General features: G+C 63.7%; 13 protein-coding genes. 3 read left to right on the top strand and 10 right to left on the bottom strand.

The features are described 5' to 3' along the window. From EOA85_RS13705 to EOA85_RS13690, 4 genes are all read right to left on the bottom strand, one after another. The coding region (locus EOA85_RS13705) for an AbrB family transcriptional regulator (RefSeq protein WP_206523297.1) at positions 1-669 on the bottom strand (669 nt) is incomplete at its 3' end. 58 nt (positions 670-727) lie between these two features. Next, complete coding sequence (locus tag EOA85_RS13700) at positions 728-1,036, bottom strand: putative quinol monooxygenase (protein WP_127209788.1); 309 nt, start codon at positions 1,034-1,036, stop codon at positions 728-730. Positions 1,037-1,082: 46 nt separating this feature from the next. Beyond that, positions 1,083-1,883, bottom strand: a complete 801-nt coding sequence (locus EOA85_RS13695; RefSeq protein WP_127209787.1) for an SDR family oxidoreductase — start codon at positions 1,881-1,883, stop codon at positions 1,083-1,085. A 69-nt stretch (positions 1,884-1,952) separates the two neighbouring features. Then, on the bottom strand, positions 1,953-2,390 hold the full coding sequence (locus EOA85_RS13690; protein WP_127209789.1) for a DsrE family protein: 438 nt from the start codon (positions 2,388-2,390) through the stop codon (positions 1,953-1,955). Positions 2,391-2,488: 98 nt separating this feature from the next. Between EOA85_RS13690 and EOA85_RS13685 the strand changes: the two genes are divergently transcribed. Next, positions 2,489-3,568, top strand: a complete 1,080-nt coding sequence (locus tag EOA85_RS13685; protein WP_127209786.1) for a hypothetical protein — start codon at positions 2,489-2,491, stop codon at positions 3,566-3,568. Positions 3,569-3,595: 27 nt separating this feature from the next. Here the strand turns inward: EOA85_RS13685 and EOA85_RS13680 are convergent, their stop codons facing one another. The 5 genes from EOA85_RS13680 to EOA85_RS13660 all read right to left on the bottom strand — a co-directional run bounded on the left by EOA85_RS13680 (position 3,596) and on the right by EOA85_RS13660 (position 10,053). Continuing rightward, positions 3,596-4,522, bottom strand: coding sequence for a cation diffusion facilitator family transporter (locus tag EOA85_RS13680; protein WP_127209785.1), 927 nt, complete (start codon positions 4,520-4,522; stop codon positions 3,596-3,598). Positions 4,523-4,550: 28 nt separating this feature from the next. Then, complete coding sequence (locus EOA85_RS13675; protein ID WP_127209784.1) at positions 4,551-6,740, bottom strand: anthranilate synthase; 2,190 nt, start codon at positions 6,738-6,740, stop codon at positions 4,551-4,553. A 261-nt stretch (positions 6,741-7,001) separates the two neighbouring features. Then, positions 7,002-8,075 carry a succinylglutamate desuccinylase/aspartoacylase family protein gene (locus EOA85_RS13670; protein WP_127209783.1) on the bottom strand — a complete coding sequence of 358 codons (1,074 nt, stop codon included), beginning with the start codon at positions 8,073-8,075 and terminating at the stop codon, positions 7,002-7,004. 143 nt (positions 8,076-8,218) lie between these two features. Beyond that, positions 8,219-9,595, bottom strand: a complete 1,377-nt coding sequence (locus EOA85_RS13665; RefSeq protein WP_095519227.1) for an FAD-containing oxidoreductase — start codon at positions 9,593-9,595, stop codon at positions 8,219-8,221. After that, on the bottom strand, positions 9,592-10,053 hold the full coding sequence (locus EOA85_RS13660; protein WP_029349849.1) for a membrane protein: 462 nt from the start codon (positions 10,051-10,053) through the stop codon (positions 9,592-9,594). The genes EOA85_RS13665 and EOA85_RS13660 overlap by 4 nt, the downstream gene beginning before the upstream one ends. Before the next feature lie 162 nt (positions 10,054-10,215). Here EOA85_RS13660 and EOA85_RS13655 point away from each other — a divergent pair, with 162 nt between their 5' ends. Further along, positions 10,216-10,773, top strand: a complete 558-nt coding sequence (locus EOA85_RS13655; RefSeq protein ID WP_127209782.1) for a sugar O-acetyltransferase — start codon at positions 10,216-10,218, stop codon at positions 10,771-10,773. Between the two features lie 9 nt (positions 10,774-10,782). On the opposite strand, the gene EOA85_RS13650 is transcribed toward EOA85_RS13655, so the two are convergent. Beyond that, positions 10,783-11,769: a helix-turn-helix domain-containing protein gene (locus tag EOA85_RS13650; protein WP_127209781.1), complete on the bottom strand. Its 987-nt coding sequence runs from the start codon at positions 11,767-11,769 to the stop codon at positions 10,783-10,785. A gap of 130 nt (positions 11,770-11,899) precedes the next feature. On the opposite strand from EOA85_RS13650, the gene EOA85_RS13645 reads away from it, so the two are divergent. After that, the coding region (locus EOA85_RS13645; RefSeq protein ID WP_127209780.1) for an isochorismatase family protein at positions 11,900-12,315 on the top strand (416 nt) is incomplete at its 3' end.

Here is a 12,315-nt window from a genome sequence, read left to right as displayed (position 1 = left end):
GAAGAAGGGTGACGGCAGCCTGAGCAGCTTTCCGATGAGGCTGCCGACGAGCGCCACGCCAAGTGTCCCGGCAAAGGCTGTTGGATCGATCGGCGGGAACCAGATGACGGCCGGGACCTCGATGCCTGATGTGTCGACCCACATCTTTGCAACAAGTGCGGCAGTCACCGAGACGAAGATGACGCGCAGATATTGCATGAAGGCGACGAGGCGCTGATCGGCGCCGAAGGCGCCTGCCATCAGCACCATGGCGGTGGCCGCGCCCGGCGATGAGCCCCAGACGGCGGTGGTGCCGGGCAGGATGCGCCAGCGGCTGATCAGCCAGCCGAGCAGGCTGGACGCCGCAACGGTCGCCACCACGGTGCCGAGGAACAGCGGCCATTCCTTGTAGAAGACCGGAAAGATGTCAGGGGAGATCGAAGCGGCGACAAGGCAGCCAACGATCGCCTGGGCGGCGCCGAACAAAGGGCGCGGCACGCGCACCGTGGCGCCGTTGGTGCCGGCCAGGATCGCCGCCAGCATCGGTCCGATCAGCAGCGCTGCCGGCAAGGCGCCGAATTCAAGCGCGCCGGCAAACAGGATCGAGAAGATCAGCAGTGCCAGCCACTGCCAGACTTTGGGCACCCGCGCCATGCGTTCGACGGTCGGCTGGTCTGGCAGGGAATCCATTTTTCGGTCTTAGCCCCGAAGCGGGGAGATGCGAACCCCCGCGGCGGTGAAAAATGCGTCAGCCGGTTTTGACGGCCGGCAGGCCGAAGCCGCCTACGGGCCGGGTCTCGATCTGGAATTCGAAGCCGGCGATGATCGGCCGCGCCTTGGCAATCGCCGCCTGGACTTCCGGCAGTTGCAGCGAAGCCTTGTGGCTTGCCTGGTCGGTCCACACTTCGGTCACCCAGATCGCGTCGGCATCGGCCGGATCGGTGGCGATGATGTAGCTCAGGCAGCCAGGCATGGCGCCGGTGCTGGCAAGCAGGACATCCATCATTGCGTCGCGCTGGCCGCGTGTCGCCCGCATCTTGCCGATCAGACCGTACATTGCCGTTTTCTCCGTTGGCTACCGCGGTAAGCATGCAGGTCGCCGCTCACGGCATCAACTGGCCACCATTCACCTCGATCACCTGGCCGGTGATGTAACCGCTCAACAGAGCGGACGAGAGGAACAGATAGGCGCCGACGCAGTCCTCGGGCGTGCCGGCGCGGCCCTGCGGAATGGTAGCAACCATGCCCTTCATGTGCTCCTCGGTCGAATAGCGCTCATGGAAAGGCGTCGCGATGGTGCCCGGCGCCACCGCGTTAACGCGGATGTTGAAGCCGATCAGTTCCTTGGCCATGCCGCGGGTCACATTGGAGACGAAGGCCTTGGCCGAGCCATAAAGGCCGGCGCCGCCGCCGGCGCCATTGCGCGCCGCGATCGACGAGGTATTGACGATGAAGCCGCCCTGGCGCTTCAGCCATGGCATCGCCTTGCGCGAGGCGGTCAGCACGGAGCGGGCGTTGAGATCCATCACCGCGTCGTAATGCGCCTCGGTCTGCTCGGCATAGGGTACGCGGCCAAGCATGCCGCCGGCATTGTTGACCAGGCCATCGAGCCGGCCGAAGTGTTGCGCGCTGTCCTCGACGACGCGCTCGACATCGGCGGAGATCGAGAAATCGCCCTGGATCAGGAATACCTCGCCGCCTGCGTTGCGGATGGTCCCGGCCAGGTTTTCGGCAGCTGCCCGACTCGAATTGTAATGCAGTGCGACGCGGCATTTCTGCGCGGCGTAGGCCAGTGCAAGTGCCGCCCCGATGCCGGTCGAAGCGCCGGTGATCAGCACCGCCTTGCCGGCGAGGTCGGGGATGACCAGGGTGGGGGTGACAATGGCGGTTATGGTGGCTGGCACGTCTATTCCTCCGGGACTCTCCCACCCTTCGTAGGGCCTCGCCGCCCTCATGTTCAAGTCAGTAGCGGTTCAGGGCCGCAAATAGGCGTAGCCCTGGCGCTGCAATTCGGCGAGCTTGACGACACCGCCGGTCTCGGCGGCATGAAAGCCGTCGAGCAGATCGGTGAGCGCAACACCCATGCCATGCATGGTGTTGGCGCAGGCATGTGAGGTCAGCCCGTCGCGGACCAGGCCGGAAAAACGGCTGGAAATGGCAGCTGACGCGCTCTTCGACTTGAAAGCGGCGAGTGCCGGGCCATGCACGACCAGCACGATGTCGACCTTGCCGCCGGTGCCCTCATAATGGTTCTTGATATTGCCCAAAACGAACCCGACCTTGTCGAGGTCGCTGAGGTGATAGGCGACCTTCTGCCTTTCCCCTTCCACGGCCGCTGCCTTGACCGGGCGCAGCCCGAAAAGGCCGGCGGATCCGGCAAGGCTCAAGCGGAAAATATCGCGGCGTCGCATCATGTCGTTCTCCAGAATGCCGTCCTCGCAAATTGCGTGGCTTCGGCCTCGATCCTAGCATAAATTGAAGTCACGTCCTGTCGGGCGAGGAGGGGCAGATGACATCGAATACCATTGTGGGCGCCGGACTTGGTGTCGCCTTGCTTGCCGCTGTTGCCGGCACCGCCCTTGCCGAGGATACGCCTAAGCTCACCGAACTCAGCCCGGACGGCAAGGATGCCTGTTTCGGGCGTGTCTATGATGCCGCGCATCTCAAGGTACATCCGAACCAGAAGGTGGGACGGATTTTCTTCTACTACGGCAGCGATCCGGTCAGCCATCCCAACGAGGAGCCGAGCAGCGGTCCGTCCGGCTACAACGGCTTCATGGCGACGACGGTGCGCGGCGCCAAGAAACCCGAGTGGGTTGGCGGTTGGTGCGGCAAGGATGATCCGCAGTCGAGCGAGCTTCATTGCGGCATGGAATGCGACCGCACCATGGCCTTACTGAACGTTGATGAAAAAGGCCGGCTGATCGTCTCCGGCGTGCATCGCAACCTTTATCTCGATGCTGGCGCCGAGGATGAGCTGGGTGAAAAGGAATACGCCAAGCAGGCACTCGGCACAGAAGACGACGGCTTTCGGCTCGACCGTATGCCGACGCAGACCTGCAAGGCCGAATTCGCGCGCATCGATCCGGTCGATCCGGCGCTGGGAGCACCGCTGCGTGAGCGGCTGAAACCGGACCAGCCGTTCTGCTACGGGCGCGACTACGATGCCGCGCATCTCGACTCGCATCCCGATCAGCTTACCCACACCATCAGGGTTTTTCGGGGCCCGATCGAGCTGGCCTCCTTCGCCAAGGGCGGCGATCCGGCAAGCTGGCCAAGCGGCGCCGACATAGCTGTTTCCGTAACCACGCGTCGGAACGCCACCGAGGTCACGCAGAGCTACAGTTGTGACGACGAAGCGGACCAGTGGCGCTGTGTCGCGAGCGGAAAGACGAGCGACTTTTCCTGCGACATCGCAGCCAAGGAGATTTATCTGCGCCGCGGCGCCAACGGCACGATGATGCTGGCCAATCCCAACAGCAGCCTGCCGATCATCGACCTATGCTCGAAGACGGCCGAAGGCGAGACCGCATCCGACGACAAGGTCTACCGGCTGGAGCCGATGCCGCAATCCGCCTGCACGCCTTGAGAAGTTTTGAGGGCCTACGGAACCGCCTCACGCGAACGGCACGGCCGTCGTGCCCTTGGGCAGCTTTGCCTCGTCGTCGGGCTCGACATGAATGGTGACGCGCACCGAGGGGATCTCGGCCTTCAGCGCATCCTCGATGCGGTCGCAAATGACGTGGCTGGCGCCCACCGACATATCGGCATCGACGACCAGGTGGAACTCGATGAACGTGGCGCGGCCGGCAATCCGCGTCTTCAGATCGTGGACTTCCATTGCGCCCTTGCAATTGGCCGAAATGACGTCGCGGATGTGCATGTGCTCCTGTGTATCGACGGCGCGGTCCATGAGCCCGTTCATCGACGAGCCGATGACGTGCCAGCCCTGCCACAGGATGTTCAGCGCGACGATGACGGCAAGAGCGGGATCGAGGACTTGCCAGCCGGTGAGCACGGCACCGACCAGACCAATGAACACGCCGACGGAGGTCGCCACGTCGGTCATGATGTGCCTGCCGTCGGCAACCAGTGCCGGCGACTTCTCGGCACGGCCGGCACGGATCAGCGTTAAGGCCCAGAAGGCGTTGATCACTGTCGCGACACCGTTGATGGCGAGGCCGGTCCAGGGCTGTTCGAGTGGGGCGGGATGCCGCAAGGACCACCACACTTCGTTGAGGATCAGCAGGGCTGCCAAAACGATCAGCACACCTTCCAGCACGGCCGAGAAATACTCGGCCTTGTGATGGCCGAATGGATGATCCTGGTCGGCCGGCTTGTAGCTGACCTGGATCGCCCAGTAGGCTGCGGCCGAGGCAATGACGTTGACGATCGATTCCAGCGCGTCGGAATACAGCGCCACCGAACCGGTGACGTGCCAGGCCGCCAGCTTCAGGCCGAGCACGACGAAAGCGACGACTATCGACCAGAAGGCGAGGCTGGCGACCTTGCGCTTGGCGGTTTTCGGATCGATTGCGGTCATTGATTGCTTCCGGCCGCCGAAACCGGAGCTAAGCCGCCTTTTCCTTCGCCTTGCGCGGCAGATGCGCAACGATGTTCTCGATGATGCGCATGCCGGCATTGTGTCCGAGAGTCATGATCGATTCCGGGTGGAACTGCACCGCGGCGATCGGCTCCTTGCTGTGCTCGAAGGCCATGATGACGCCTTCTTCCGTCTCGGCCGTGACGACGAAACCATCGGGCAACCGCACCGGATCGGCGAAGATCGAGTGATAGCGGCCGACCGTCACCTCCTTGGGCAGGCCGGAAAAGATGATGCCCGGCTTCGACACGCGGATGCGCGACGGTTTGCCATGCATTGGCACGTGCAGCTGCCGCAGCTCTCCGCCATAGGCCTCGGCCAACGCCTGCAGGCCGAGGCAGACGCCGAAGATCGGCAGGTCGCGCGCGCGGGCCCGTTTGATGGTGGCGGCGCAGTCGAAGTCCTTCGGCGTGCCGGGACCGGGCGACAGCACGACCAGGTTGGGTTTCAGCCGGTCGAAGACCTCGTCCGGCACAGGTGTGCGCACAGTCGATACATTGGCGCCGGTCTGGCGAAAATAGTTGGCCAGCGTGTGGACGAAGGAGTCCTCGTGGTCGACCAGCAGGATGTTGACGCCGTCGCCGACGCGCGCGGTGGCGCGTTCGGTGTCGGCGGCATTGCCTGACTTGGCGTCGCGGATGGCGGAGATCATGGCGGATGCCTTCAGTTCGGTTTCGGCTTCTTCTTCCTCGGGAATGCTGTCGAAGAGCAGCGTGGCGCCGGCGCGCACCTCGGCGATGCCATCCTTGATGCGGATGGTGCGAAGCGTCATGCCGGTGTTCATGTCACCGTTGAAATTGACCATGCCGATCGCCCCGCCATACCAGGCGCGCGGGCTCTTCTCGTTCTGCTCGATGAAGCGCATCGCCCATAATTTCGGCGCGCCGGTGACGGTGACCGCCCAGGCATGCGACAAGAACGCGTCGAAGGCGTCCATGCCTTCGCGCAGCCGCCCCTCGATGTGATCGACGGTGTGGATCAGCCGCGAATACATCTCGATCTGGCGGCGGCCGATGACGCGCACCGAGCCTGGGTCGCAAACCCGCGACTTATCGTTGCGGTCGACGTCCGAGCACATGGTCAGCTCGGATTCGTCCTTCTTCGAATTGAGCAATTTCAGGATCTGCTCCGAATCGGAAATGGCGTCGTCGCCGCGCTTGATCGTGCCGGAGATCGGGCAGGTCTCGACACGGCGGCCGTTGACGCGCACGAACATTTCGGGCGAAGCGCCGATCAAGTATTCGCCTTCGCCGAGATTGATGAAGAAGGAATAGGGCGACGGGTTGATGGTCTTCAGCTTGCGTGAAATGTCGGAAGGCGGTGTCTCGCAGCGCTCGTAGAACATCTGGCCGGGCACCACCTCGAACAGGTCGCCGCGTTTGAAGCTCTCCATCGCCTTGCGCACCAGATTGGCATATTCGCCCGGCTCATGGTCGCCGCGCGGCGGAATGCGGTCGGCGGTCTTGAACGGCTCGACGATCTCGTCGCGGGGCAATCCCTCCGTCGAAAACTCGTCGCCGGAATAGTCGTAGCGGTCGGTCCACGCCTTGGTCGAATAGTGATCGACGACCAGGATCTCGTCGGGCAGGAACAGCACAAGGTCGCGCTGGCTTTGTTGGCGCTCGAGCTTGTAGTCGACCGGATCGAACTGGAAGGCGAGATCGTAGCCGAAGGCGCCGTAGAGGCCGAGATTGGCGTCTTCCTCCGTCTTGAACAGAGCGGTTATGGTGCGCAACACGGTGAAGACGGAGGGAACGCGGCTGCGTTCTTCTTCAGTGAAGACACGGCCGGGCTTGGCCACGTCGAGGCGGATCAGTCTTTTCGAGGTCTCGGCGATAGTCAGGTCGTCAAGGCCGCCGAGCGCCTTGCCGACCACCGGTAGAAGCATCTCGCCACGGCTGTTCAGCGCCTCGATGCGCATGGCGCGGCCGCGCGCCGAGATCACCAGCGGCGGGTCGATGATGGCGGTGTCCCAGCGCGTATAGCGGCCGGGGTATTCGTAATTCGAGGAAAACACGGCGCCACGGCGCGCATTCAGCCCGTCGATATAGGCGTCGATCGCGCCTTCGTAAGGGCGATCATGGCGCTCGCGGGTAATCGTCACGCCACCCGCCGTGACGAAGCGCTCCGCCCCGTTCTCCAGAATTTTCGTCGTCATTGCCGTCTCCATCAGCGTCTTGGCTATTTCAGCGTCTTGGGGCAACGGACCCGGGGCATGGCTTGAAAAAACAAATGGCCGCCCGGACATTCCGTTGCGGCCACCTTCTATTTTCACGCGCACGCGTTCGAACAGGCCGCTGTCAGCGAGCCCACCACCAAACGGTCTTGATCGAGCGCATGTTCATGGCGATTCCAATAGCGGCGATTGAACGGCCACGCAACTGGATTCAATGAAGCGCTTGGCGAAGGGCATAGGCCGTCAGTCCTCCAGCGTCCCCGACCTTGCGTCGGCGCTCTTCCTGTCGCCGACCAGCTTCAGCAGGTCTTCGCCGGCACGGATGATGCGCCGGGAACGCCGTGTCAGGATGATGCCCGACTGCGGTGCGAACACTTGCGTGCGGCCGTCGGGCTCACCTGGCGCATGGACGATGGTGGCGAGCAGTGCGCCTTTTGCCACAGGGTCGCCGGGCTTCACCTCGTAAAGGACCGCGCCCGCTCGGGGCGCCGGCATCATGTCGACGTTTTCGAGCGGTGCGACAATGCCGGTGAAAAAATTAGGCCCGGCAAAGCTGCCGGGCTCGGGCAGGGTCTGATCCACGATCACGCCGCGTGCCACTAGCAGCCGGTACAGCCCTTCCGCATCGGAGGCGGCCAGAGCGCCATCGACATCGAGTATGCCGCGATATTCGACCGTGGTGGCGACGCGTCGATCGAGGCGCGCGACGTCGGCGGGAACGTTCTGGTACGGCATGATCGAGGCGCCCTCGAAGGTGCCGTCGGTGTCCTCATCCCACAGCACCACCGCGTCGACGCCCATGGCGGCCGCGCAATCCGCCATCGCCGGCCACAGGCTGGTGTGGACATAGAGGTAGGCGAGGCCCTCGTCGTCGCAATGCAGGTCGAGCACGAGGTCGTGGCCAATGGAAAGTTGCAGCAGCCGGATCTTCAGCCGCTGGTCGACGGTGCCACGGGTCGTGTCCGGCAGGAGTGAGATGTCGGGCGCGGCCAGCAGCGGAAAGCCGCGGTTGAAGTTGGTGCGGGTGCCCAGATGGAAGCGGCCCTGATGCTCGCCGAAATGATACTGGGCGCGGCCGATCGGATTGGCTTGCGGTACGACGGTGATATTGCCCTTGATGCGGCCCTCCGCTTCGGCTTTTCCGAGCATCGGCATCAGCGCGTCGATGGCGACGACGCCCGGCAGTTCGCCGGCATGCAGCGCTGCCTGCAGATAGGCTGAAGATGCCGATTTGTCCGCTCCCTCGAAGCGGAACACCGGGAATTCATAGGAAACGCCCTCGCTGTCGCCGGCGATGCGCTCGATCGATTTTTGCATGATATTCCTCCAAGAAAGAGGCCGAACACATGCCCTTTCGCCGATACGCTGTCGATTGGTCCAGCTTTTCGCGCTATGGGCGCAGGACCCTCTCGGCCGGCTCCCGTGCGGTGGACACTACTGGTTCCAAACGCCTGCCCGGCCTATGCCAGCGGCTTCAATTCCTGGGCAATGGTGGGCAGAAGTTCGGAGACATTGGGGTGGATATGGGTTGCCCGCGCGAGCGTGCTGACCGGCGCCTTGGCGTACATCAGATCGAGCACGCAGTGTATCGCCTCGTCGCCGCCGGGGCCGAGCACCGAACAGCCGAGGATTTCCTTGGTGCCGGCGTCGACCAGGATCCTCATGAAACCTTGCGTCTCGCCTTTCTCGACGGCGCGGCCGACGCGGGTCATCGGCCGCTGGCCGACCAGCGCGCGACGCCCGGACTTTCTTACCGCTGTCTCCGTCATGCCGCAGCGGCCGAGCGGCGGATCGGTATAAAGCGCATAGGCCTCGATGCGGTCGCTCACCTTGCGCGGATCGTTGTCGAGCAGATTGGCGGCGACGATCTCGTAGTCATTGTAGGAGGTGTGGGTGAAGGCGCCTTTGCCGTTGCAGTCACCCATCGCCCAGATGCCGGGCACGCTGGTGCGCAACTGGTCGTCAACGACAATGAAGCCGCGTTTGTCGACCTCGACGCCGGCTCTGTCGAGGCCGAGATCGTCGGTGTTGGGCGTTCGGCCCAGCGCCAGCAGCACATGCGAACCGACCGCCGGCGCCTTGTCGGCGGAGAAGGTCACGGCAATTTCGTTGCCCTTTCTGGCGAAGCCTATGTCATCGGCGCCGAGATGGACCGTGATGTCTTCGTTTTCGAAGATGGACAGGATGGCGGCTGAGACATCCTCATCCTCGCGGCCGATCAACCGCGGGCTCTTTTCGATCACAGTGACCTCTGATCCAAAACGGCGGAACATCTGCGCGAATTCGAGCGAGACGTAGCTGCCGCCGACGACGACGAGATGGCGCGGCAACTCGTCGAGATCCATCATCGACGAATTGGTCAGGTACGAAATGTCGTTGACACCGGGCAGGTCGGGCACCGAGGCGCGGCCGCCGGTGTTGAGGAATATCTTCTCGGCGCTCAGCAGGTCGTCGCCGACACGCACGGAATTGGCAGATTCGAAGCGCGCATGGCCGCGATAAAGCGTGCATTTGTCCATGCCGGCGATCCAGCTTTCGAGGTTGCCGCGGGCGTCGTTCGACACCTTGTCCTTGCGCGCCTTGATCGCCTTGTAGTCGACGCCGACCGGGCCGGAGAGCGTCACGCCGTAGTCGGCGGCGCGGCGGGCAAGATGCGCGGCATAGGCGCTTGCCACCATGGCCTTGGTCGGCATGCAGCCGGTATTGACGCAGGTGCCGCCAACCAGTTTTCGCTCGATCAGCGCCACGCTCATGCCGGCCGCCGTCAGCCGGCCGGCGAGTGACGGGCCGGCCTGTCCGGCGCCGATGATGATGGCGTCGAATGTCTTTGCCGTCATGCCACCGCCGCCACGATCAGCAGGCCACCGATGATCGCCACCGCGTCCTCGATAAGGGCGGCTGGCAGGTCCTTGCCGAAAGCGATCGCCAGGCGTTTGCGCAGCTCGGCGCCGCCCAGCGTGCCGATCACCGCGCCGATGGCGCCTGCGATCAGGCCGCCGATCGTGGCGCCGCCGGTCGCGCCGATCACTGCGCCGGTGAAGGCGCCCATGACGATGCGCGCGCCGAACTGCTGTGGGACCTTGCGGCTCGGCGTCGACGGCAGCTGGTCGGTGACGAGCTCGGCGACGGCCAGGATGGTGAAGATGCCGACGGTGATCCAATGGCCCATGAAACCAGCCCAGGTTACGGCGACCGGCAGCCAGCCGAGATAAGCGCCCCAGGCGACGGCGGCGGGCGCGGTCATGGCGCGAAGGCCGGCAACGACGCCGATCAGAAGTGCAAGGATGTACAGCATGATTGATCCCCCCTCGATCACACGGCCTGGGATGGCCCAGCCGGGGCAGGCTAGCATAGGATCGGCATTTGACCAGAGGCCTGCGATCTTGCGTTACCCGATTTTTATGGACTGTGCTTTGACACCACGTTGAAACAGCAGGTAAGACAGGAGGGCATCGCCTTGAACGGAAGCGAGCGCATAAAAATGGCCGCGGGCGAGTGGTATACTTGCCTCGACTCAGAGCTGGAGGCGCTGCGCATCCTCGCTCGCGACGCGGTGTTCGAACACAACAGCTTGCCGCCCCGGCAACGTGGCGACGTCGGACCTGCCTTGAAGTCGCTGCTCGGCGCTGCGGGCGAGCGCGCCCGGATCGAAGCGCCGTTCCACTGCGCCTACGGCTTCAACATCTTTCTCGGCGACGGCGTCTTCCTCAATGCCAGCTGCATCATCCTCGATACGGCGCCAGTCCGCATCGGCAAGGGAACGCTACTCGGCCCCAACGTGCAGATCTACTGCGCCGAGCATCACAAAGAGGCAGCGGGGCGACAGGCCGGGCTGGAGATCGCCAAGCCGGTCGAGATCGGCGACAATGCCTGGATCGGCGGCAGTGCGGTCATCTTCGCTGGGATCAGCATCGGCGCCGGCGCTATTGTCGGAGCGGGTGCTGTGGTGACGCGCAATGTGCCGCCAAACACCACGGTTGTGGGCAACCCGGCGCGGCCGGTCAGGCGCGGCTGAGCATCCGGATCAACGCGAGGCGGCGTGCGCGTCCTGATCAGAGTTCTTCGAGAATTCGCGCCGGTACTGCGCGGGCGAGGTCCTGAGCCGTGCCGCGAAGTGCTGGCGCAGCGACGTGGCGCTACCGAACCCAGCCTCGAAGGCAACCGTGTCCATCGATTTTTCCGTTGCTTCCAGCAGCCGCTGCGCCAGCGCGACGCGCTGATCGATCAGCCAGTCGCCGAAACTGGTGCCGATCGTTTTCTGGAAGCGGCGCGTGAACGTCCGGCGGGTGAGACCGGCGGCGTCGGCGACGCTGTCCAGACTGTGCAGATCGCCAAGCGTTTTGCGCACCGTGTCGAGGGCCTGTGTGAAGCGATCCGCGTTGCCGGTCCTGGCGATGGGGCGTTCTATGAACTGCGCCTGCCCACCTTGCCGATGGGGAGAAAGCACGATCTGCCGGGCAAGTCGAAGAGCCGCCTCGGCGCCGTAGCGGGCTCGCACGATGTGGAGACAGCAGTCAAGCCCGGCGGCGACGCCGGCAGATGTCATGACATCGCCATTGTCGATGTAGAGCACGTCCGGATCGACGATCATGTCGGGATAAAGCGCCTGCAGCTGCTCGGTATAGGCCCAGTGCGTCGCGGCTCGCCGCCCCGAAAGCAGTCCGGTCGCCGCAACAGCGAAGGTGCCGAGGCACAGTCCGACAATCAATGTGCCGTTGCGGTGCGCTCGCAGCAGCGCCTCTACCAGAACCGCAGGTGGGGGATTTTCGAGATCTCGCCAGCTTGGGACGATCACGATGTCCGCTGCATCGAGGCTGCCAAGCCCTTGCGGCGCAGTCACGGTCAATCCTGCTTCGGTATGGATAGGCACGCTTTCGATCGCACAGATGCGGAAGTCGAAGCGCGGCAGGCCGAGCGCGGCGCGGTCTTCGCCGAATACAAGGCACGGCACGGAAAGGTGGAACGGACTGATGCCATCGAAGGCGATGGCGGCAACGATCGGATCGGCCATGCTGAGCACCGATAAGGGTTAGATCCGAATTGTCCCAATCCTTTTGAATAATGTCAATTGGGGCACTTTTGCAATCCGGCAGCAGGCCTATCCTCCGACCAATCAAAGCCAAACGGGAAAGGAAAGCTCAGTGTCTGAACCAGTCAAAGGCAAGGCGCCACGCCGCGCCCTCATCGTCGTCGACATCCAGAACGACTATGATGGCGGCAACCTGGCCATCCAATATCCGCCGTTTCGCGACAGCGTCGTCAACGCAGCACGAGCGATGGACGCAGCCGCCGAGGCAGGCGTCAAGGTCGTGGTCATCAAGCAGCTGGCGCCCGAAACGTCGCCGATTTTCGCCAAAGGCAGCCACGGCGCCGAATTGCATCCCGAGATATCAAGGCGAAGCCGCGATCATTACGTCGAAAAGACCTTGCCTAGCGCCTTCACCGGTACGGACCTCGAGGACTGGTTGCGCGCCAACGCCATCGACACGATTACCGTCGTTGGCTACATGACGCATAATTGCGATCTCTCGACCGTTATCCACGCAGTCCATATGGG

The sequence above is a fragment of the Mesorhizobium sp. M5C.F.Ca.IN.020.29.1.1 genome, assembly GCF_003997375.1.
Lineage (GTDB): Bacteria > Pseudomonadota > Alphaproteobacteria > Rhizobiales > Rhizobiaceae > Mesorhizobium > Mesorhizobium wenxiniae.
The sequence above is the reverse complement of the archived record's forward strand: the minus strand, read 5'-3'. Positions and strand labels throughout refer to the sequence as shown.